We start from the raw sequence: 22608 nt of genomic DNA, 5'->3' as shown, positions 1-22608 counted from the left end.
AAGTAGGGCGTTGCTGAGAGGTTTGTGTTTTGAAGCTGTGCACGGGCTATCGGGTGACCGCCTTTGAGGGGGTAGCGCTTATGAGATCGAGCGCCGCCCGCGCGGCGCATCGCGAGCTACGCTCGCTCCTACGTTTATTTACGGCCAGTAACGCCTGTGACAGGCGCGCGCGACCGCCTGGTTCATACGACACGATATTGCGTCTGGCGCCAAAGCGTTCGCGCGAAAATGCCACAGGATGGACTGGCCCGAAACAAACGTAGGAGCGAGCGTAGCTCGCGATGCGCCGCGCGGGCGGCGCTCGATTTTGAAGGCGCTACAACTCCCAAGACCTACGCCACAAGGGCTCAATCGGTATCCGATTCAAACAACCGCTCCAACTCCAACCGCGCCTCCTTGGCCGTCTGCATCACCTTGGCCCGGTCATCGCGAACCTGCCCTTGGGCGACCAGCACCTCTTCGTCATGCTGGGCGAACCGTTCGATCCGGTCGGCTGCCTGTTCGTCGCTCAAGCCCAACCCCACCAATGCCCGGCGGCTCATCTCCAGGCTGGAGTAGAACGTCTCGCGGATCGGCTCGGCGCCTACATCCACCAACTTGTGCACATGCTGGCGGTTGCGTGCGCGGGCCAACACCTTCAGGTGCGGGTATAGGCGCTTGACCCGCTCCGCCGTGCGGGTGGTGACGTCTGGGTCGTCGGTGGTAATGACGAAATATTCCGCCTCGCCGACCTTGGCTGCATGCAGTACTTCCGAGCGCAGCGGGTCGCCGTAGAACACCGGGGCCTGCTCGAACATGCGGGTCATCTCGATGGCGTCCACAGACGTTTCCAGGGCGATGAAGGGGATTTTCTGGGCGCGCAGGATGCGCGAAACGATCTGGCCCATGCGGCCCATGCCGACGATCACCACCCGTGGCGTGTCGGTCTGGATCTGCTTGTACTGCTCGGGCACCTCACGCGTGGCTTGCGGGCGCTTGAGGGCGCGGGCGCAACCGAGCATCAGCAGGGGCGTGATGGCCATCGACAGGGTGATGGTCATCAACAGCAGGTCGTAGGTCTGGGTGTCGAACAGGCCCTGGTCCTTGCCCAGCTTGAACACCACGAAGGCGAATTCACCGCCCGCCGCCAGCACCATGCCCAGGCGCAAGGCACTGGTGCTGCTCAGGCCTGCGACGCGGCCGACACCGATCAACAGCGCCAACTTCACCGCGACCAGGAGCAGGGTCAGGCCCAGCAGTACGAAGGGCATCTCCAGCAGCAAGCCCAGGTTGGCGCCCATGCCTACGCTGATGAAGAACAGGCCCAGCAGCAGCCCCTTGAACGGTTCGATTTGCGACTCCAGTTCGTGGCGGTATTCGGAGTCCGCCAGCAGCAGGCCGGCGAGGAAGGCGCCCAGGGCCATGGAAATGCCGGCTTCCTCCATCAGCCAGGCGGTGCCGATCACCACCAGCAATGCAGTGGCGGTCGAGACCTCAGGGATGCCGGTACGGGCTACGGTGCGGAACACCGGGCGCAGCAGGTAACGGCCGCCGACGATGACGATGGCGATGCTGGCGAACACCTTCAGGCCATGTTCCAGGCTGTCGCCCTGGCTGGTGTCCGGGCCGCTGGCGGCCAGCAGAGGGACGAGGGCGATGAGCGGGATCGCTGCGATGTCCTGCATCAGCAGGATGGCGAATGCCAGGCGCCCGTGAGGGGCGTTGAGCTGCTTGGTTTCCGCCAGGCTCTGCAGGCCCAAGGCGGTGGACGACAATGCCAGGCCCAGGCCGAGCACGACCGCTGCCGGCAGCGACTGGCCGAAGCCGAACAGGGCGATGGCGCCGATGACCGCGCCAGTCAGCAACACCTGGGCGGTGCCGACACCAAACACCGATTTGCGCATCAGCCACAGGCGTTTCGGCGACAGCTCCAGGCCGATGATGAACAGCAGCAGAACTACACCCAACTCGGAAATATGCGCGACGCTTTCGGTATCGCGGATCAGCCCCAGGGCCTGTGGGCCGATGGCCACGCCAGCGAGCAGGTAGCCGATCACTGCGCCCAGTTGCAGACGCTTGGCCAGTGGGACTGCCAGGACAGCGGCGAGCAGGAAGATCACTGCGGTTTGTAGAAGGCTGCCTTCGTGGGGCATTGCTCGGGCTCCTTGAGCGGCTTGTAGGGGGTTGGTGCAGCAGTATCAGCTTACGCCAGGGTAAGCGAGGGGAGCATTTTCGTCCGGGGATCGAAACAGGACAATCCAGGTTTCCCGAGAAGCAGCGTTCTGTCATTGGCACCTTTGCAGGCCCCCATCGCGGGACATGCCCACAGGGATTTCGCGAGTTTTTAGAGCGGCGCAATCTCGGTGGGAGCTGGCGGAGCCTGCGATGGGCTGCAAAGCAGCCCCAAGCCTTCAAACGGTGGAGCTCTTCAGACTCAAGGGGCCGCTTTGCGGCCCATCGCAGGCTCCGCCAGCTCCTACACGTCATCGCCACCCTGAGCACGGCGGCAAACCTGTGGGAGCGGGCTTGCCCCGCGATGGAGTCGCCTGCATTGCCGTGGTCAGGAACCAGGCCGATACTGCAGCGCTTCGGCCAGGTGCGCACGGCCAATGCGCTTCACCTGCTCGAGATCAGCCAGCGTGCGGGCCACCTTGAGCAGGCGATGGGCTGCGCGCAACGACAAGGTCAAACGCTCGCAGGCACCTTCCAGCCAGGCCTGGTCGGCAGGCTCCAGTACGCAGTGGTGGCGCAGGCCATTGAGGTCGAGAAAGGCATTGGCGCACCCTTGGCGGCGTTGCTGCAGCTCGCGGGCCTTGGCCACCAGGCGGGCGACGCTGGCGCTGGAGTCGCCGCTGGGTTCGTTGGTCAGCACCGTGCTTTCCCGTGCCACGGTCAGATGCAGGTCGATGCGGTCGAGCAGGGGGCCGGAAAGCTTGTTGCGGTAGCGCTGGATCTGTTCGGTGCTGCAGCGGCAGCGCCCGGTGGGGTCGCCCAGGTAGCCGCACGGGCAGGGATTCATCGCAGCCACCAACTGGAAGCGCGCCGGGAAGCGGACCCGGTCCTTGGCCCGCGCCACCACGATCTCGCCGGACTCCAAGGGTTCGCGAAGTACTTCGAGTACACGCCGCTCAAACTCTGGCAATTCGTCCAGAAACAGCACGCCATGGTGCGCCAGGGTGATCTCTCCTGGTTGCGGCCGGCTGCCCCTGTAGGAATCTGAATAAAATGCGACAACTGTGTCCTGAACACCTTGATTTCTCAGTGGCACGTCCAGTGATAGCTGCGACGTATTTCTTAAATAGCTGCGACGGACCTAAGAATGGCTTCAAATAACCGCGACAAACCTAGACCAATCCCGGTCCGTCCGATCAAACCCACCAAGCGCAGCGTGTCCGGGGTTTTTCCGTTCCGCGGCGAGGGCGGTATTCCGTATGAATCGCTTCTTGAGCGGGACTTCATCCTTCGCACTGAATTTTCGATGGATGTCCTAGCGATCACGTCGCAGCCAGTGGCGATCCCGTTCAGTGTCAATGGGCGCTCATATACCTACACGCCTGATTTCCTGGTCCAGTTCCGGCTCGGTGATCGTGGTCTCAATGACTGGCCAAAGCCCTTGCTTGTTGAAGTAAAGCCGGAGGCCGAGTGGCGGAAAAATTGGCAGGCATGGCTTCCGAAATGGAAAGCCGCCTGGCGATACGCTCGGGACCAAGGGTGGATTTTCCACATCCATGACGAGTCGAGAATTCGGGACACCGCACTACAGAACATCAAGTTTCTGGAGCGTTACGAGCGAATGACTTTCGCTCCCGAAGACAGCGACTGGATCATCGAGTCGGTGAAGAAAATGGGCGTAGCTCCCGTCCATTACCTGCTGGCGTTGCACTCCTGTGACTACTACCGAGCTGAGTGTATTAGTCATCTGTGGCATCTCATAGCTACTCGGCGGCTAACCTGCGACATTCGCCTTCCTCTGAACAATTTCCTAGAAGTTTGGGTGGTTTAACCATGGACAGTGAAAATCCAGATAGCCAGTTGGTCCCCTATGAGCCTGACCGGAGCCAGGTGACTATTGAGGTGGGGGCGATCGTCGCCCATGGTGACTCTGCGTATCGGATTTCTCAGATCCTTGATTTCCGCACCGTAGTTGGCGTGGAACTCGATTCGGGTAAAGCCGCTGCTCTACCCATCGGAAGCCTGAGAGCGGTTAAGCGGGAGCGGGTTGATGGCCTGTACGCGAATTATGATATTTCGCTGATTGGTAGCGAGGATTGGGCGGAGGCTCAAAGGCGTTACTCTGCTATCCAGCCGCTGCTAGGCAGCACGATTGTGGGGCGGAGTGACGCCCTTGTCAGGGCTAATGCGATCGGCGTAGATGTTGCTACCTTGTATCGCTGGATCAAGCGATACAAGGATTGGGGCGAAATGCTGGCGCTGGTTCCGCGCAGGAGAGGATGGCGAGAGGGTAGCTCGCGTCTATCAGAGGAAGTGAACCAGATCATCGAAAAGGTCATCACCAACTTCTACTTGAAGCCCCAGCGCCCCACGATACCGGCCACGATTCAGGCAATCGTTGATGCCTGTGAAGAGGCGCAACTCACCCCGCCAGGTAAGACGGCTATCCGGGCAAGGTTAAAAGGTATCCCAGACAAAGCGTATCTCCGTGGCCGAGGCTTTGCGGAAATGGCCCGGAACAAATACACCCCCACTCCCGGCTCCTTCCCGGATGCAGACTACCCTCTTGCAGTCGTGCAGATTGACCACACGCCTATGGACATTCTGTTGGTCGACGATGTCCACAGGCGCTCAATCGGTAGGGTATGGATCACCTTCTCGATCGACGTTTTCAGCCGAATGATCACTGGCTACTACTTGTCGCTTGATGCTCCAGCAGGGATTTCGGTGGCGATGTGTGTCGCGCACGCCATTCTGCCCAAGGAGGAATGGCTTCTCGCACATGGCGTCGAGGGAGACTGGCCGGTTTGGGGCAAGCCCAAGATCTTGCATGCGGATAATGGTCCCGATTTTCAGAGCCAAGACGTTAAGAAATCATGCTCGAACTACGGGATCGAAAACCGGTTCAGGCCAGTGAAACGCCCGCGCTACGGGGCGCATATTGAGCGTCTCATGGGCACCTTCGCTCAAACGCTGAAAGACATGCCAGGGAGGACCTACAGCAATAAAGCCGAGCGCGACGGCTATGATTCGGAGAGGCATGCTGCGCTGACTTTCGATGAGTTCGAAACGTGGTTGATCAGGGAAATTCTGATTTACAACGAGTCCTACCATTCGAAGATTTTCATGAGTCCGCGCAGAAAGTGGCATATCGGCATATTTGGCAATACTGATCAAGACCCCTTGGTTGGGATCCCACCTCGGCCGACTGACCCCTTCACTCTGCAGAGAGACTTTTTGCCGTCTTTTGATCGGACTGTTCAACACTACGGTGTACAGATTGATCTCCTCTATTACTCCGAAGCCTTGAGGCCTTGGATCAATGCCAGGGACCAGAATACGGGTAAAGCGCAGACATTCGTTTTCCGTCGTGACCCTCGTGATATCAGCTTCATCTGGTTTTTTGATCCACTGCTCAAGCAATACTTCAAGGTGCCTGCCTCGAACCAGGCGTTTCCGGCTGCCAGTATCTGGGAGTACAAGGCGGCCAAGAAGCGTGCAGTTGACGAGGGCCGTGCCGATATCAACGAAATGCTGATCAAGCGTTACATCCTTGAAAACCGAGAGTTGGTTGCAAAGGCCGAAGCGCAGACAGCCAAGACCAGACGACAAGCCCAGCGGCACCGGGTGCATTCGAAAGGTAAGACCCCCGCCGAACCAAACCCTCAGAAGGCCAAAATTGCTCCTGCCCCTGCGAGGGCGTTCGTGAACATGGTGGATGGCGACCTTGACGACTTCGGTGATATCTCATGACTCAGTACAAACACATCCATCCCGAGTTTCGACCTGTCATGCTCCAGTCGGATCAAGGGCGTATTGATTTTCTCTATGAGCCACGTTGGATCGGCTATCCCGTAGCGCAAAGGTTGATGGACCTCCTGCATCATCTGATGACCGTACCGAAGCGGCCCCGAATGCCCAATCTTTTAGTTGTGGGGAGCTCCAACAACGGTAAAACAACCATTCTCACGAAGTTCGACTCACTATACGGTGAGGGCTATACCGACTCTGAGGGGGAGCCTGTCAAACCCATCATCAGGATCGATGCTCCTCCTTCCGCTGATGAGCGATCGCTCTACTGTGCGATTTTGGAGCGATTTTGGGCGCCCTATCGGACGACGGATGCCATTCCAAAACTGCGATATCAGGTGATACACCAGATGCGTCAGAATCAAGTGAGGATACTCATCATCGATGAGTTTCATTCCATGCTGGAGGGAACGCCCAGAAAGCAGCGAGAGATGATGAACGTCATCAAGTTGCTTTGTAACGAGCTTGCGATACCGGTCATCGGTGTAGGGACGGAAGACGCTGTCCGGGTGTTACATACTGATCCTCAGCATGCGAGCCGGTTCGATGTATTTCCCTTGCGGAACTGGAAGATGGATGTGGAGTTTCAGCGATTTCTGAAAGGGTTCGAATCCGTACTCCCGCTGCGTGAGGCCTCTGGGCTTTTCACGCCTCATTTGGCAGGCCTGCTGCATGGCATATCTGAAGGGAACACTGGTGACTTGCACAGGCTTTTGGTTGAGTGCGCCACGGAGGCGATTCGTTCGGGTAAGGAGAGGATTGACGCTGACATCATCAAGAGCAAGTCATGGCTTCAACCTACTCGTGGCATTCGCGAATTGATGTAGTAAATCCGCAGTGGCCGAAAGCAAGGAGCTTGCTGGTTGATGAGCTCCTTTCTTCTTGGCTCATCCGCAATGCTTTTGCGCATGGCTGTTCACCGATGACGCTCACCGGAAGTCTATGGCCAGGCTGGCGATGCTGGACTGTTGATGTAGATAGAGGAATTCTGCCTGAGCGGGCGTTGTCGTTGGCTAAAATGACAGGTGTCGGAGTATCAGATATCTGTGCCGCGACCCTACACCCCATTGCATCAGCCATAAATCCAGACCTGGATTCCAAGAAAGGCATGTGGCCATGGATCCTAGCTCTTGGAGAGCGTAATCGGCGCCATGCCGGCGGCCTGCAATGTTGTCCTGTTTGTATGTTGGAGGGCACGCCCTACTACCGAGTCTCATGGCGCTTGGCTTGGCACACTTGCTGTGAAAAGCACTTGGTGAGACTGATCGATCGCTGCCCAAGATGCGGCTCACCACTACAACCTCATAACCTGCTGCAGATCGACTCAAATTGCGCCCATTGTGACCGCTGTCATATCCCGTTGAGCACTTCATCTCATGAGCTTGGGTTCGCCCCTGGTGCTCTCGCCTTTCAGTATGCAGGGGATGACGCCATTAATGGCGTAAACCACGATACGGATGCATCCTGTGACCCAGTCGCATGGTTTCAGCGGGCACGTTTTATTTTTGGGGTACTAAGGGTTTCCAGTACGAACGATTCAAAAACCTTTGCGTGCTTTAGGGAAGCCTTCAACCTCGGTCATCTTGCTCGTCCTGACTCTGGCCTACCGATTGAAATGCTTTCGGTTCAAGAAAGAATGGATTTCCTAGCGGCAGTTTGGAAGGTTGTTGAGATGGGCGAGCACCAGTTGATTGAGGTGATTCAAGCCTGCTCCCTGCCTCGACACTCTGTTCCAGTACCGGCCGGATATGTCTCGCCTGCGTTGCAGGAAATGATCAATAAGCTTCCGCCAGGTAGTGCAAGAACGCGTGCAGCCAAGCGCATGCGATCTCCAGTTTCACGGCAGACCGTTGAAAAGCTGTGGGCCCGCTTGAAACGAAAGGTATATCGAGATGGCTGAGGGGCGTTCGGTAGAGCGTGCCTGCTGTTCGGTATGTGGTCAGAATATGCAGAAAGCTCACCGTGTCTATTTCAGCGTGCGCTACTGCAAGGGTTGCTACGCCAATCTCGTCTCTGCCCCATGTGTTCGCTGCCGGCGTACCGGGAGGCCGCTAGGACGGATCACGCCCTATGGGCCCGCTTGTAACTCCTGCGCTCACTACTTCACTGACGCACGGCCCTGCGACATATGTAATGCGCCCTCGACGCGCCTCTCTAAAAAAAGCATTGGTGATAGGGAGCTGAGCTGCTGCCCAAAATGTGCGAGCAACGCGCAGACATGCCCAAGCTGCGGGCGATACCGAGTATTGATCGATGGCCGTTGCGGTGTCAGGGAGTGTCGGCTCTGTACGCAGGTGGGTAGCATCCAATGCCGAACCTGCGGCGAGATCTCCCCGGCCGGATATGGGGTTGAATGTCGAAATTGCTACAGTCGCCGTGTGTTCCAGAAGCGTCTGCAGATCAACATTGAGGCACTCACTCATGATGGTTTTCGTGAGGCTTATACCGAGTATGGCGCGTGGCTTCTCGCTCGGGCCGGCCCGGCGAGGGCGGCCCGGCTGATCAATCGCCATCTGGAAAGTTTTCGGGAAATGAACGCTCTCTGGAGGAAGTTACCCACTTATCAGGAACTGCTGGAAGCCAAAGGTGCGCTTTGGATAAGGCGTGCGAAACTGCCGGTGCAGTGGATGATCGAGGAACGTGCGATGCAGATCGATGCCGCGCTGAAGACTGAGCTAACAGAGACGCGTCGTATCGACGGCATCCTCGCTTCTGTGCCTTCGGAGACAGGTCGAAATCTGCTCGAGAATTACCGCCTCCACCTTGAATCTAAACCCTATAGACGAGCGAATTCCCTGAGGTCTATTCGGATGGCACTTCGTAGTGGGGCAAATCTTGTTCTCGCCAGTGAGACAACTGGCAACCCGTTTCCGACTTCGCATTCGTTGAGGTCATTGCTGACCGAAACACCAGGGGTCGCTGCTTCCCTGAGCAGCTTTGTCAGCTTTCTGAACAAATTTCATGGGGCTGCCATCGAGTTTCCTGAGGATAATCGCGATGCCATCATGCGTAGGCGCAGTCGTTTTGAAAGAGATCTCAGATTGCTCATGGACGAGGCTGTTGCGGGTACAGATGTCCTTGATCGGTGGCAGGTGGCTGCCTTGGGTTACTTCCATGGCGTGGCCAAGGTCCATAAAAAGGAGATGCCGCTGATAACTTTTCCTGATCAGGATGGGCTGCTCGTCAAGCTGAGGGGACAGGACTACTGGATCCCATTACCACTCGGCGCAGGTGGTGAAGGGCACGGTTAACGTGTGTCGCTAGTTTTGAGCTCGAGACCAGCCTGAAAGAAGGCTATGTCCAAAAGACGTTCTTGGGGGAAGACAGGGACGCGGTCATCATCGGCGCCTTCGGTAATCTGGGCCTCGTGCGCATCACGGATGTATATCAGGCGGGTGAAGTCCCACTGCGCGGTGGCTTTCAGCTCCTCGCTGATCTGCTATACGGCGTTGGCGATGTCGTCGATCACTTTCACCAGTGGGAAGTACACGCCATCGACCTGTGCGGAGCGAAAGCTGCTGTAGATGACCTCGGTGCCGCCAAGGATCATGAAAAACGGCGGTTTCTCGATCACCTGGTCGATGTTGATGATCAGGTCGGCCGCTTCAATGGCCCGGTGAACGAAGTCGCCGGACGACAGCGCGGCGTTGGCGGCACTGATCATGTCTGTCGCTGGTTGTGTTGCATTCTTGAATGGCCAGGGCCTTAATCGGTTCGGATGGGCGGCCCACAATGAGGGATTTGCGTGCGGAGTTTCGCACGCCCATTAGTATCCGATTAGCTTGCGCAGATGGCTAAGAACTACCGTGCCGAAAGGCTGAGGGCCTTCTTCCTTGGGGCGGTGGACAAAGGTGCGGTGTGGGTAGTTGGACGTCTGAGTTGATTTGATCCGACAATCATTTGCAATAATATTATTAAAGATTACCGCCAACTCTGTATCAGCTACATTTTTATTGGATGGAAGCTCTACCATGAGGCCTCTGTAGCTATCTTCGGCGTGCTTGATTATACCGTTGTCATCTGTGGAACTCCTGGGTTTTCGGTAGAGCTCCAGAATATAAATATGTCTCCCGTTCACCATCATTCGAATGATCAGTACGCGCTTTGGCATGCGGGTGGAAATTCCCTTATTATTGGGAGCGAAGCTCAAATGCTCAAATCTTGGCACTCCCTCGACTTGGAAGCCAGACTCTTTCGTATACCAGCCTACCTCACTGATATACTCGGGAAGGCTCTGAGCCAGAGATAGGCAGGTCTGCCACATCTGTGCAATTATTCCTTCTGGTGTAGCTTCTGGCGAGATATGTTCGCTTTTTCCTCCGCCTTTGCCATTACCCCGGGCGTCTCCAGGGGCAAGTCGATCCTTATCACTTCCAGGCACCGGTCGACCTGTTCGGCCAGGAATCCATTTCTTTCTATGGTGAATTTTTCGCTTTGGTCCGATGGTTCGGAAAGGCGGGTCATAAACGACCCGTGAAGTCTGGCTGTTGGGCGCTTCGGTGCTGGTGAGGGATATTGTTACGGTAGAGGAGCCCGGCGTAAGCTTGCGGGAATAGGGGCGTCCAGCGCTCGTACCTTGTTCTCCTGCATCCTTTGTGTAGCGTTTATATTCAACCGTAATCGGCGGACCATCAGGGTTGCTCAGTCCGTCGATCCTCAGCAATAGAAAGGTGTTGCGGTCGATTCGATAACCGTGCCCCTCTATCTGTCCCCAGCCCTTGAACCAAGGGGCGACCTGGATGAATGCTTGGGCGCCAGGTTTGAATTCTGCTTGTAGTTTATTATGAAGACGTTGGCATAGGCCTCGGGTATAATCGTCGTACATGGCATGTGCAAGAAACGGAGCCTCGCGGATCGACACTCCACGTTCTAGCTTTAGCAGAAGCTGTTCTGAGTTTGGATCAAACTCATAGAAATACAGATCCCTGATCTTTTCGAGACCATAGGTCGCAAGCAGTCGCGCGGTTTCTGAGCTTCTCCCATAGCATCGGGTTAAGAACTCTAGGCACGGCACTAGTATTCTTTGACCTGTTTTTGTCTCTAGTTGGATGAGCCAGCTGGATCCGCAATGTTTAGGAAACTGCTGCATGTAGCTTTCGAAAAGTCCGGCCGACCTAGCCGTCACCAACTTCCAGTGCCCTGGTTCGAAGTTGACTGTTGTCTGTCGCAGCCGATCCATGCCGATTTCGCCGGTCAAGTTACCTTGCGCCCAGACTGTTCCTGCCCTCAGGCTTCCCAAGTGTGAAATCGCCACATTTACATGGACGTATGAGCCAAAATTATTGTCCGGATGAAGTGTCCTGAACGTGACTTCGGAAAGCGGGACGGTGTTCGGGCTATGATTTTTCTGCAGACCGCCATGCCAGCAGACCACTATTTGGCCTCGAACTTGCGCAAGCTCTTTAAAGTGAAAATTGCTCGATCCGATTCCTGGCTTGCGAATTTTGTAAGGGTCTAGCATCAGCGCCTCGAGCAGGGGACAAGGAGGCTGAGTACACAGCTATAGCACTGGAATGACTTTCTCATGTGTCGAAGTCCATTTCGGCCTGAAGAGGAGGTGCCTCCTTGGCATACAGTGGCTGCAGGGTGAGCTTTTTCATGATGATGTCGGCTAGCGGTATCGACATGGCTTGTACCTCTGCCACCGGCCAACTCATTGGCTGGCCAGGTAGGCTTTCAGGCTTAGGGAGCCTTCCCCAGTTGTGGACGTCAGGCGCCTCAAATCCAGCCTTCAGCGCACACTCGAGCCAGTAACCTTCAAAGTGGGTTGCATTACTTTGGGTGCCTGCAACCCAGGTCAGTACGGCAGCCCGAACGTCCACTTGCTCGTGTTTTGCCCATTCGAATAGCGCGTACGAACTGTGTCCTACTCGCGCGTGATTGAAATGCTCTCGCAGGCGCTTGCGCAGATTGGCTGCCTGGCCGATGTAACAGGCTTTACGAGAACCGTCATCGCTCTGTGCGGTCAGCGCATAAATCCAGTAGCCGGCCGTCTCCGTCCGAAGCAGGATTTTCTCAGGGCTTAGCGATGGACGGTCTTTGAAATCGAAGCGGACTCTGAACCGCTTTCCGCTCTTGCACAGGAAGCCGGCGTAGTCACGACCGTTACGCGTGACGCTTAGGTCGTTGCTTGCGGCTATTGCGAGTAACTGGTGTCGAGTTCGAATCAGCCCAGCATCAATCGCGGCCTGCATAGTGCTCTTTAGCCGCCTGGCATGTTCGATCGCTTCCCGGTCCATTTGGGCTCCTGGTGGCTCTTTGCAATCAGAGCCTACGGTCAACAACATGAGGAAGGCAACTCGTGCGTGGGGCAAAGCAGCCCCCCAGAACGCACCGGCCCCATTTCTCGACTACTGTTTGATGGCTATTGGCCTTGTTGTCTCAGGCTCACACGGGATTGGGAGCGGACGGATAGCGTCATTGGCGCAAGTGATGCTAGGAGTTCGCTTGTATCCCAAACAGCCACATTGGCTTATTGACGGTCCTAGCTTATTTCCAGGATCTATCAAGATCCTCTGCGCTCCATCTGGATGACGCCCGGTGTTTGATGCTGAACGCATATGCTTGCGGCCCTAAGAGTTTCAATGTCTTTTCTAGGTTCTCGCTTCGAGGGCTTCTATCCGTCCAGTAGATCCACGCGTCGAAAAATGGTCGGTCCCGCTCCTCGAGGTCATGGCGAAGATTCAGTATCTGTACTGTCGAAGGCATCCTGCCTGGTTCGGCCTCATCTGGTACCGACAGGTCCAACGCTTGGAAGAAACGTGAGGTACTGAAGCCTTGGGTAGATAGCCCGTGAGTTCTTAGGAGATCCAGTAGCTCGTTGAGGGTGCCTTTGCTCAAATAGCTCGACAGATGAAAATCATTGGAGATCGGGAACAGGAAGAACCTGGGACTCACTCCCCGCGAGGTCAGCGAGAGCTCGTAGCCCCCTCGCATGGAGAACAAGCAGTCGAAGCTGGCCGCTCCATTTGTGAAGAGAAATTGTTGCATATCGACATCCAGCGCTTGCATGCTCTGCGCCAGTCGTTCCAATCCATTCATGTGCATTAAATTTTCCTCTCGTAGTGCTGGGTGCAGTTGTTCGGGTGTAATTGCTTAACTGCACCAGTGAATACGGCCTTTTTTGAGCCAGAAATGTGAGCGGCAGCCGTTATTCAGCCACACAGAGGGGTGAAGCGAAGGGTGACCATCAGCGTCGACCGTGTAGTCCCATCGCGGCCTCGCTTCATCAATAACCAGAAGCTCGATCGTTCGGCCGCACCCACAGGGACACTGCATCCCGACACACCAGTCTTCGCTGCCATCCTGAGCCAAAACAATCGTGCGAATCGGCATTTCGGGCGGCAGAGAGTCCCCCTTGACGACGATGAGCCGCCGAGGGGGAAGCAGGTGGTCAAATTTCAGAACGACTTTGCGTAGGAATGCCTTGAGCATGCTCATCAAACAACTCCCAGGGCCGGAAGGCCCAGCAGAGGCTCGGAGTCGCCTTGTGCAAGAGTAGGAGACGCGCACCGTGGGAGGTCGCGTTCGGCTTCGTACTCCTCGTAGCCCCCGGAGAGCGAAAACCGAGTGCGTGCATATTTATGGTTGGGATCTTCACGGAAGGGGAAGACGCGAGCGACAAACTCGTTCACGCATGCGCTGGCCGCGCGCATGTTCAACGTGATAACGGACGGCGCCTCTTCTGGAATCCCTGAGATGTACCCCTGCTTTACCTGCTCACTGTGGGCCATGGGGTCCGTGTTCTTCAGTTCCTCGGCACTCAGCGACTGGGCGGTGTAGACCTCTCTGGCGAAGAGCGTTGAGCCGCCTGGCTGAACGTAGTCGATTCGCCCCAGCACATCATGGATTCTCCGTACGCCCGTGTTGGACAAGCGTGTCGGGATGGTTACGCCCACATCGAACAGAGGGAGAAGGAAGCTCGATGCCATAAGGTCGCAGATCAGCCTTCCCTGATGCGAATCAACGCAGCAGAAGAGTACGTCGGCGTCGGCCACAGCCAACACTGCTTCCCTGCTCATCACAGTATCGTTGATGGCCTTGACGATGTTGGAGCCGCGGATTCGTTCGATGGCATCGGCGAAAACGTCGACCTTGGGCCGGCAGTTCTCTGCGTCTGCAAGCGTGGAGTTGAGGATGCGGTTGAGGTTCTTATATTCGACCTGGTCGTGGTCGATCAGAATCAACCGGCCGACGCCAAGTCGGGTGAGTTGCTCTGCCACAATCGAGCCCGTTCCCGACACACCAATGACCGCTGCGGTGAGGTGACCGAGACTGGCAGTCATATCGGAGGTGAAAGCTAATGGTGGTGGCTGATCAGAGCCGTCAGGGAACCAGTAACGAATGTCATCGCCTGGGACCGTCACCATGTCGATGTCTTCGGGAGAGCCGCCGTTGTGGTAGACCCGCGCCCGCATGGCCCCGTTAGGGGTCATGATCGCTGAACCGTGGATCGCTTCGACCCCTTGGTACAAAGACACCATAGTGCCCGAGTCACTGTCATCATCGACCTGGGAGAACTGGAACAGTCCTCCAGGGTGAGAATGAACAAGGATGATCGAACGCTTTTGATGGAGCGCTTGATCAATCGCCTGCTCGAGGTAATCGCCTGGCCAGGTGATCGAGTGGGGTTGCCTGACCGCGCACTCCTCGTAGGGCACCAGAATCAGTTCCTTCGACAGGAGCTTGAATGCGGAACCAGGGGTGCGGGTACAGATGAGGATAGCGGCGGCCTCTTTACCGTCCCCCGGGAACAGGTGTTCCCGGAGAGCAGTATAGATCTCGGCCGTCAGTACGAGGCGAGATCCGTTGTTCACTGGTCAACCTCCTTGTGGAGGCAGCCATCGGCCATCGCCAGCTGGGTCATGACGTTGTCGGTCGTTGGGTTCCACGCGCGGTGGCGAGACCAACGCTGGAAGGGGACCCCATCAACGTTCACCGTCGCTTCTGTTTGGGGGATCAGGGCGCCGTCAGCCTTACGGACCGCTGGGTACAGGTAGAACATGTCCATGGCGGTGCTGGGGTAGGTCGAGGGGATGCTCAGTGCTAGTTGAACGGCTTCTTCGGAGAAGCCGCGTGGCAGCTGGTAATCGTGGATCAGCAACCAACGGCCACCGTCGCTGGCCAGCCGGGTTTCCCAGTGGTACCCCACAGCGTTCAGGTGCTGCTCGTCGCGATCAAGCAGTTTGAACTCGCGGCGAACCGGCTGAGCTGCCTCGCCGTTGCTCACGTCCTTCTGCGTCAGACGCAGCTTCTCGATGCCTGCCGGGCGCAGATCGATCTGGTCGTCGATAGTCAGGGCACGCTTGGGTTGATCACGAACGATCAAGAAAATCTGCCAGTTATGGTTCGGGTCCAGGCTCGCGGCCGAGATGGCCTCACGTACCGAAATGACCGGCTTCGAGAAGTCGTAGTTCTCGCCCTGGATATTCAGCTTCCAGATCGCCTTGCGGGTGATGAAGCGTTCGATGCCAGCCTCATCCAGGTCAATGAGCTGGTTGTCTTCGACCTCTAGGTCGACCTCATCCTCCCGCTCCAAGAGCAGACGTTTAGCTGGGTCAACCTCGGCGAGCTTGCGGACGGTATGCCCGGAGATTTTTGCGCATGGCCACTCCAGGCGAGCGCCGTCGACAGTCAGGATGTATTTGCGGTCAGACTCGATGACGATGAAGCGGTTTACGCCGTCCTGCAGCGTGACCAGTTCCTCTGGGCGGATATCTTCCTGAGCACCCGAGTCGAGCAACTGCAGCACGATCGGCAACTGGTCAGGCTTGAAGTGAGCTGCAGCGGCGATCTGCGCACCGTTAACCTTACGGTCATCGAGACGGACTTGGCGGAACTTCAGATCATGGCCTGCCACCTCAACGGTGAAAGGGATCGGGTGACACGATTGTTCATTTTGCATGGGTAAAACCTCTTTATTTTCCGCACACAGGCGGCTAGTTAGCTTCGTGGAGGGAAGCCAGATTTAGCCGTAGAGGAGGAGAGTCCCAATCAGTTCTTGACTGGTGCGGAACACGCGGAGATACTCATGCTTCGCTTTGAGGCATCCCGACTCAGACCTAGCGCAATGTGGCGTTGCGCTAGGTTTCTCACCTACGTTGTATCGTTCTTCTTTCTAGGCACTCGCTGGTTCTTCTTACCTCCTATCTCAAGTCGTGAATCCGAGCTGCGGAAGCATACCGCTTCACGGCGCTGATGACTTTTTCCCTTTCCTCAGCCGAAGTGCATCCTGGCCCTTGGCTGATAGTCTTGTTGTTCGAAGCTCTAAGGCAGAACGTGAAGCCCGACGCATCGTCAAACCGGTTGTAGAACCTGTCATAAGGCGAGTGCTCTCGGCACGATTCAATCCCTCTGATACAGCCAGCGAAGGCCTTGTGGGGTTCGCTTCGCAGCATCACCTGGTTGTCTGCTGCCACGAACTGGTAGAACCAGCCCCCTCCCTGCAGCCTGTGAACCTCGAACCTCGCTTTCATCGTTGAGCCCCTTGTTACTCAAATCTCGTTCAGTGATTCTGTTTACCGGAAGCCCAAAAAAAATGGAGGCATGTGCAGATCATACCTCCATTTCTCGATAAAGCAACCCCTTTAAGCAGAATTGCCGATCACCTTGTAAACGAATTCCTTACCGCCGCTGCCAGCGGACATCTCTACACGTGTGATGAAGCCTTCTTCTGACAGGCGTTTGAGGCGCGTACTGGCGTTCTGAACGCTCATTTCAAGAGCCTGAGCAACCTGTGTAGTGGTAACGGAACGATTAGACAGGACTACGTTGAGGAGGGGGAGACTCGACGGCGAAGGTTCGGGACCCACGAATCTACATTGGTCGTTCACCCAGCATGTAACACGAAAATCTCCAGATAGCGCAGCACCTTCTAGGTTTGCGATAATATCCTCATCGGCTAAGTCGCAGATAAAGAAAGAGATTTTCTTTGCATATTGTTTAAAGGTGAATATAAGTGACTCACGAAGAAAAGAAACATCGGCCCCATCAATATTCTTGAGGGAGATGCCAATTGTTTTAATGCCTACTAGTTTGGCAATGTGTTCCAACAATTGAGCATGAGCCTTTCTACCCCTAAGCGTACCATAGGGGTTGCTGCTTCCGTCCGTGAAGTCGCGAAGGGCGATTATGTAAGTTTTCTCGTTCATGGCATGAGTTTAACCAGAATTTATTTATCTGTCAAGTTGAATTCAAATACTATGTGTGTGCCTAGAAGTTTCGGTAAGCCTACACGCCAACTATGTTTGTATAGGTCATGGTTTTTATAAGTAAGCGTTACTGAAAAATCTTCTTGTCTAATACTGACTTTAGCATTTAGGCTTTCGGCCTGTCCTGAGCTTATATTTAAACCGGCGCCGCCTCTTCCGCGCTTGCTCAATCCGCCCTTACGCATTGCATGGATGATAAGTTGTGCATCGGACGCCTCCAGCGATTCTGGAAATTGGTCCGCAACCTCAGGATAGTGAACCGCTAGTGCAGGTCTGAGAGTCTGACAAATGCCTTTTCCAGAGTCAGAAACCACCGCGACAATAGACGTTGAGCCTTTCAATTTGTAGCTCTGGAGCCCGGCAAATCCGGGAATAATGGTCTCAGAGTGCTCTTCTGCGTTTCCAATCAGCTCACCAAAAACCGTATGCAACTTGTTGGCGTGAAGGTCGCCAAAAGCTTCGGCAAAGCTAAGTTTGAACCGTTCAGGAACGTTGTCGTCGCTTGCTGCATCGATAGGAAGAAGCTCGACAAGGTTCTTGTTGTTTGCTTTCAATCCATCGGAATTTAAGCTGGCGGGGCGACGCGGGAGCACTTTTACACTTCTATCGAGTCGCTCGAAGAAATAGGCTCGCTTTAGATAGGAAAGTGCTTCAGGATTTTCGCTGAAATCGAGCTCAACTATAGGTTTTACTTTAGCTAGCTGATTTGCTAGCGCAAGGATTCTAGCAGCAGCGCAAAAAAGTACCTTACGCTCCTTAGGGATTTTCAGCACAATGTGCCCGTGTCCACAATCTAGCGGCGAGCCGTGTTTGGCTAGAGAACGTTCAAAATGCTCTTGTGTGATCCAAGTGCTACTTGCTGTGAACTCTATTTGAAGGCATGCATCTTTCTTCAACAACCATGCAGAGTTTTCGTTCTGTACGAATTCCTCGAGGTTGTCGTAAAGAAATTTTGTAACGTCTCGGCGTTCGACATTTAAACGCTTGGCGATCTCCCGAGCCTTCAGCGCTGGGCTACCACTCAATATTTGGACAATCCGTTTCCGCATGGATGTTCGCTTAGCTCATTGATAATCGATTGTCTCGAAGGGTCCAATACCATTTGGGCCTTCCTGCACTTGGCGCTGGCCAGATGGGTGCGGGATTATACAGACAGACTGGTGAGGTCGAAATGCCACCAGTCGCTTTTATAGATTGTCGCCCTAGACCGCTGGAGCTGGATGAAACTGACGTTCTGGGTTAGCTGGCAGCAAATGGAGTCTGCAGCACAGCGGGTTCTGCGAAAGGGCAATTTTTAAAGAGCGTGTAGCTCGAAGCTTGAGCTAGCAGTGACAGTGGGAGCGGCGAGCAGGTTCAACCTTAAATACTGTATGAATACACAGTACTCTAGTAAGCCTCAGGATCGCAAGCACATTACGGAAGCGTGAAGGGTTTGAACACCTGAAAGCGCTTTTAGGGGCTGCACTTGTTGTAGTCCATTCGACTGGCAATCAGGTGTAGCAGTCGGTCTGCTTCCAGATTTGCTCTGGCCGAGGCCTGTATAATGGAAATTGACTTTTAGCGATCCAGTAGCGGACCAGGTGCGATCTAAGGCCCTACTACGTGGCGGGTATTAAATGCGCATGCTTACCGTTAGTCGGGCCAAAGCAGACACTGAAGCGAATTGGGGATGACGTTTGCCGGAGTCATGAGCCGCCGTCTTTGTCCGTAAGCGAGGGAGGCTCGTCCTGCTCTGTCTTTACAAGACTACGGCGGGCTGGAGACGACGATGTATCTACTAAGCTCATCTTCTAATACCCAACGCCTACGCGCCTCCCTGGTCCAGCTTCCGTCGGGAGTAGTGGTGGGCGTCTCAAGGCGAGTCGAGGAGCATTGATATGCAATGCGACGTGTTCAGGTTGTCAACACGCCTCGATACCGGTGAGCTACAGTTCGCCGCTCTCCAAGCGCGTTGGGGATTGGGTAGCCAGCATAACGGAGAACAGTCCCGCTCCATCTCTGCGGGGGCTGTTTCTTCGCTACCCTTGCATATTTCAAACAGGAGCGTCGAATCCAAGGCTTGTTCGATCAGAACGACCCGGCAGCGACCTCTGACGACCTCGGCTTGTTAGCCGGGGAAAAGTGCCGCAGCAACTGACCGGCATTCGCCATTTCGTTTGTGCTGCCAGCTTCAGTGGCGATTCGATCTGCGAAATCTATGGGGCAGATGCTGGATTTCTCGGTTTACGTCGAGCAGGGAGTTAAAGATGAACGACGACGTCTATCCACAGGCCGACCACTATCGCTCATGCTATCGGACCATCCTTCGTAGCGTGGATGAGCGGTATGATATTCGAGGATATGTTCTGGCAGAGATGGTGAAAGCCTGCCTTCAAAATCGTGCCAGCCTACCTGCGGTGCATCGCTCCTTTTTTGCGGTATATGCGTCAGCGGAGGCGATGAGTTTTCTGGAAAAAAGCACGGCCAGACTGCTGTTTGGCCCAAGCGGACGCTTCTCGCCAGGGGAATATCGGTATTCAACGTAGCATTCCCGGGTTCCTGCCAGCCCCTTCCAGCGACTCGTGCAAGCACGCCACCATCTCGTTAGACTGGCTCTGCTGTATCAGTGAGGCGGACCCTCTAGGGAGTTATCGAAGCACGCGAGCCGCTTATACACCGGTCATCGATGCCCTTCGCTCCGACTACGACGCAGAAGCTGCAGGCGGCCTTCCTGAAATCAATTGCGACCAATCGAAGGCTTCGTAGCCACTCTCCATTGAGCGAGTTCATATTCCTAACGCGACAGGAACCTAAATCCAGCGTGTCTTGTTTGCGGCGGCTGCCTGGCTGAGCTGCCTCTGTTACCTGGAGCTTCCTTTTGTCGATAGTCGACAATTGCGTTGATCGCACTGGCATGATGGTCCGAAGGCATGGCCGTGCTATGCATCCAATGGCCAGTTTCGAGAGTTTCGCTCCTGCGGCGACGGAGATGAGGTCTATCGCAACGGACACTCAGCAACAGAGGCTACAGTGTGCTCGACGGAAAATACTACAGAGCGGCGATTGGCTCTCTGCAGATGAACTGTCGGCGCTCGCGTCGCCTGGCGATCAAATCAGTGAAGCAAACCTTTCTCTCTGGCGTCGTACCGATCAGATTTTTGCCATAAGCAGCGCTGGAATAGACTATTTTCCGCGGTACGTGTTGGACACAGAGCATGGTTATCAACCTGTCCCAGATATCCACATCGTCATACGTGTGCTCAAGACGATGAAAAGCGATTGGGAGATGCTGGAGCGACTCAACGCCGAGATCAAGCGCCGCACCGATGTCGTGGGTAATTCAAAGGGCTAGGCAGTAAGCGGCACGATACCTTTTAATTCCAAGGACACCCATAGCTGACGAGTGTCTCGATGTAACTGACCCAGATAGCTGGCCAGCGCATCCAGTACGCTCGATTCGTCCGCAGCCTGTGAGCGTCCGAACGCCATGCTCAGTGTCATATCGACGTCGCTGCGAGCCCGGACTTTTGCTGAAACCTGCTCAAACTTGCTATGTTTCAGAATCAGTACCAATGCTTCTTCGAGGCAGATCAGGCGCGCCCACAGACTGTCTGTGGCTTTTTTTGCGTCAATCCTGGACAAGGCGACAAATGCCTTCTTATCCCCGCTAAGCATTCGGTCATCGGGGCTTTGGTACAGTGCAGCAAACAGGACCGCCTCGCCCGAATCGATATCGGGGCGCTCTACGTCCAGGAAAAAGTTGGATTGATCGACAAGCACTTCAACTATTTTGGCATGCCGTACCAGCTCTTTAGCCTGGGTGACCGCCGCATCTGATCCCAGCTTCTTCAACGCAGCCGAGGGGTTGTTTAACCGGAGCTGGAATGGCAATTGAGGCAGAATGGCCATATCGGCCAGACTGCAACCCAAGGCTTGGGCGAGCTCATTGATGAGCTCGTACTGGCACAGTTTTCGAGCTGCGTCACTATCGAGGAGGTACAAGGCGCTTACTCACCAAATCCCTGGATTGTCAGAAGGTATTCTTTGTTCTCGGTGCTTAACTCGTCCAGAGAGATGCCATCGAGAAAGTACTGCTGGATCACATCTATCGCGCTTGGCTGTGAAGGGCTGTAGCCCAAAGCCTGATTGGCGCGAGCCCAGTCGTTATGCTTTTTGGCATACGAAAGGATCAGATGCCCAGGATCAATCCCAAGCGCTCGTCCGAGTACAACTGCTTTGGCCGCGAGTGCGGTACCGGAAGAGAGGCGACCCACCGAGTCAAGAGGCTTCGAATGCCCATTGCGGATCAGGGCCAGTGCGAAGGCATCTGCCTCCTTTTCCTCTGAATCTTTACGTTGGCTGGAGACCTCGATCAGCGAGTCTGTAACCTCAGCCATATCCTCGTCGATCAACACGCCATCGGCTCCCAAGTGTCCCCTGAGGATGTGGCCAAGTTCATGAGCTAAGACAAAGAGCTGCCGTGAGTGCTGCGGGCTGCTGAAACCCAAAACAATGACTGGACGGCCATCGACGCTGACAGTCATGCCGATCATACGCTTACTGGATTTGGGCAGGTCTTTTAGGTAGAGCACGGGAATGCCATGCGCCCAGCAGAGCCTCAGCACTCCCTCAAAGTCGACGTATTGTTTTCCAGACAGTGCGAGGATCTCGTCACGCAGCTCCTTGGGATCTGCCGAGGGGGCCATGTAACGGGCTTTGGCACCGAATAGTGCCAGCTTGGAAATGGCCAGGCCCAGACCGGCAGCCACATTGAGCTCCGCCTCGGCGGTATCAGTTCGTCGCTTGAACCTGGCCCCGCGCGCATTGGCCTCTATGTGAAGTTCGCCGTCCACTCCAAAGCGAGCCTCGAGCCCGAGCCTTTGTTTAAGGATCAACGCGAACTGCAGGGCTCCTGCACTGGTCTTGAATAGGCTGTTATCCCACCAGTCGGGTAATAGCTTCTCAATGTAGGCGCGCGGGTAGCCCGCAGCTTTCAAAGAGTTGAAAGCTGACTTCACTGTCACCGGGGTGGAAGCCTCATCCATAGCTCCTCCTGTTTAACTCGGTACTTAGTGCCATTTTCACAGAGACGCCTTTTGGTGGGCAAACAGCAATTGAGCCAGGAGCTTGGCGTGCTGTTCTGAGCCGTCCCAGATGGACCCAAGAGCATCCATCAGGATAGATGAGCTACGTGGGTCGACCTGCTCGGCAAAAATCGAAATTTCTGCATAAGAGCATAGGCGTTTGATCGTGCTGCTGACCCGTCGCGGATGTCCATTGAGATTACGGAACACCTGCGACTGGTTGATGCCTGTAGCCCTTGAAATAGCTGAAGTCGAGGTTAGCCCGCATCGGTCGAAGTGCTGACGGAGCTCAACCTGGAGCTGGCGAATGTCTTTTATGCGATTCATTAAATAATAATAGCATATTTGCATAGATGCCTGGCTAGTGTATCATT

The 22608-nt window shown here is 55.4% G+C and carries 19 protein-coding genes and 2 pseudogenes; 7 read left to right on the top strand and 14 right to left on the bottom strand.

Annotated elements, in window-relative coordinates; translation table 11 throughout:
* Positions 1-347: 347 nt before the first annotated feature.
* Both ACXHGZ_RS21265 and ACXHGZ_RS21260 read right to left on the bottom strand, forming a co-directional pair.
* Positions 348-2132: a monovalent cation:proton antiporter-2 (CPA2) family protein gene (locus ACXHGZ_RS21265; RefSeq protein ID WP_480461412.1), complete on the bottom strand. Its 1785-nt coding sequence runs from the start codon at positions 2130-2132 to the stop codon at positions 348-350.
* Between the two features lie 407 nt (positions 2133-2539).
* Positions 2540-3184, bottom strand: a pseudogene (locus ACXHGZ_RS21260) (ATP-binding protein); the annotation flags it as partial.
* Between the two features lie 114 nt (positions 3185-3298).
* On the opposite strand from ACXHGZ_RS21260, the gene ACXHGZ_RS21255 reads away from it, so the two are divergent.
* The 5 genes from ACXHGZ_RS21255 to ACXHGZ_RS21235 all read left to right on the top strand — a co-directional run bounded on the left by ACXHGZ_RS21255 (position 3299) and on the right by ACXHGZ_RS21235 (position 9212).
* Entirely contained in the window at positions 3299-3982 is a 684-nt protein-coding gene (locus ACXHGZ_RS21255) for a TnsA endonuclease N-terminal domain-containing protein (protein ID WP_480461410.1), read from the top strand.
* Between the two features lie 2 nt (positions 3983-3984).
* Positions 3985-5904 (top strand): TnsB C-terminal domain-containing protein, encoded by a 1920-nt coding sequence (locus ACXHGZ_RS21250; protein WP_480461409.1) that lies wholly within the window; start codon positions 3985-3987, stop codon positions 5902-5904.
* Entirely contained in the window at positions 5901-6788 is an 888-nt protein-coding gene (locus ACXHGZ_RS21245) for a TniB family NTP-binding protein (protein ID WP_480461408.1), read from the top strand. The genes ACXHGZ_RS21250 and ACXHGZ_RS21245 overlap by 4 nt, the downstream gene beginning before the upstream one ends.
* Positions 6749-7861, top strand: coding sequence for a TniQ family protein (locus ACXHGZ_RS21240; RefSeq protein ID WP_480461407.1), 1113 nt, complete (start codon positions 6749-6751; stop codon positions 7859-7861). The genes ACXHGZ_RS21245 and ACXHGZ_RS21240 overlap by 40 nt, the downstream gene beginning before the upstream one ends.
* Positions 7862-8339: 478 nt before the next feature.
* Complete coding sequence (locus tag ACXHGZ_RS21235) at positions 8340-9212, top strand: hypothetical protein (RefSeq protein WP_480461406.1); 873 nt, start codon at positions 8340-8342, stop codon at positions 9210-9212.
* 44 nt (positions 9213-9256) lie between these two features.
* Here ACXHGZ_RS21235 and ACXHGZ_RS21230 read toward each other — a convergent pair.
* The 10 genes and pseudogenes from ACXHGZ_RS21230 to ACXHGZ_RS21185 form a co-directional block, all read right to left on the bottom strand.
* Positions 9257-9610, bottom strand: a pseudogene (locus ACXHGZ_RS21230) (acetolactate synthase large subunit); the annotation flags it as partial.
* A 117-nt stretch (positions 9611-9727) separates the two neighbouring features.
* The gene (locus ACXHGZ_RS21225) at positions 9728-11422 is read right to left on the bottom strand and encodes a hypothetical protein (RefSeq protein ID WP_480461405.1); all 1695 of its coding nucleotides are present in this window, start codon (positions 11420-11422) and stop codon (positions 9728-9730) included.
* A 61-nt stretch (positions 11423-11483) separates the two neighbouring features.
* On the bottom strand, positions 11484-12200 hold the full coding sequence (locus ACXHGZ_RS21220) for a GIY-YIG nuclease family protein (protein WP_480461404.1): 717 nt from the start codon (positions 12198-12200) through the stop codon (positions 11484-11486).
* Between the two features lie 250 nt (positions 12201-12450).
* A complete protein-coding gene (locus ACXHGZ_RS21215; protein WP_480461402.1) occupies positions 12451-13002 on the bottom strand; it encodes a DUF6037 family protein in 552 nt (183 codons plus the stop codon).
* A gap of 54 nt (positions 13003-13056) precedes the next feature.
* On the bottom strand, positions 13057-13401 hold the full coding sequence (locus tag ACXHGZ_RS21210) for a ubiquitination-like system serine protease family protein (RefSeq protein ID WP_480461401.1): 345 nt from the start codon (positions 13399-13401) through the stop codon (positions 13057-13059).
* The gene (locus ACXHGZ_RS21205; protein ID WP_480461400.1) at positions 13401-14777 is read right to left on the bottom strand and encodes a ThiF family adenylyltransferase; all 1377 of its coding nucleotides are present in this window, start codon (positions 14775-14777) and stop codon (positions 13401-13403) included. Before ACXHGZ_RS21205 ends, ACXHGZ_RS21210 begins: the two co-directional genes overlap by 1 nt.
* Positions 14774-15865: a multiubiquitin domain-containing protein gene (locus ACXHGZ_RS21200; protein WP_480461398.1), complete on the bottom strand. Its 1092-nt coding sequence runs from the start codon at positions 15863-15865 to the stop codon at positions 14774-14776. Before ACXHGZ_RS21200 ends, ACXHGZ_RS21205 begins: the two co-directional genes overlap by 4 nt.
* A gap of 241 nt (positions 15866-16106) precedes the next feature.
* Entirely contained in the window at positions 16107-16358 is a 252-nt protein-coding gene (locus ACXHGZ_RS21195; RefSeq protein ID WP_480464111.1) for a DUF1508 domain-containing protein, read from the bottom strand.
* Positions 16359-16547: 189 nt separating this feature from the next.
* Complete coding sequence (locus ACXHGZ_RS21190) at positions 16548-17111, bottom strand: MarR family transcriptional regulator (RefSeq protein WP_480461396.1); 564 nt, start codon at positions 17109-17111, stop codon at positions 16548-16550.
* 20 nt (positions 17112-17131) lie between these two features.
* On the bottom strand, positions 17132-18220 hold the full coding sequence (locus ACXHGZ_RS21185) for an ATPase (RefSeq protein WP_480461394.1): 1089 nt from the start codon (positions 18218-18220) through the stop codon (positions 17132-17134).
* 1197 nt (positions 18221-19417) lie between these two features.
* Here ACXHGZ_RS21185 and ACXHGZ_RS21180 point away from each other — a divergent pair.
* Positions 19418-19696: a hypothetical protein gene (locus ACXHGZ_RS21180; RefSeq protein ID WP_480461392.1), complete on the top strand. Its 279-nt coding sequence runs from the start codon at positions 19418-19420 to the stop codon at positions 19694-19696.
* A 395-nt stretch (positions 19697-20091) separates the two neighbouring features.
* Positions 20092-20502, top strand: coding sequence for a hypothetical protein (locus tag ACXHGZ_RS21175; protein ID WP_480461390.1), 411 nt, complete (start codon positions 20092-20094; stop codon positions 20500-20502).
* Here ACXHGZ_RS21175 and ACXHGZ_RS21170 read toward each other — a convergent pair.
* Entirely contained in the window at positions 20499-21152 is a 654-nt protein-coding gene (locus ACXHGZ_RS21170) for a hypothetical protein (protein WP_480461389.1), read from the bottom strand. The genes ACXHGZ_RS21175 and ACXHGZ_RS21170 overlap by 4 nt on opposite strands.
* Positions 21153-21157: 5 nt before the next feature.
* On the bottom strand, positions 21158-22195 hold the full coding sequence (locus ACXHGZ_RS21165) for an ImmA/IrrE family metallo-endopeptidase (protein ID WP_480461388.1): 1038 nt from the start codon (positions 22193-22195) through the stop codon (positions 21158-21160).
* Positions 22196-22608 lie beyond the last annotated feature (413 nt).

It is taken from the genome of Pseudomonas shiyinii, assembly GCF_056725765.1.
The sequence above is the reverse complement of the archived record's forward strand: the minus strand, read 5'-3'. Positions and strand labels throughout refer to the sequence as shown.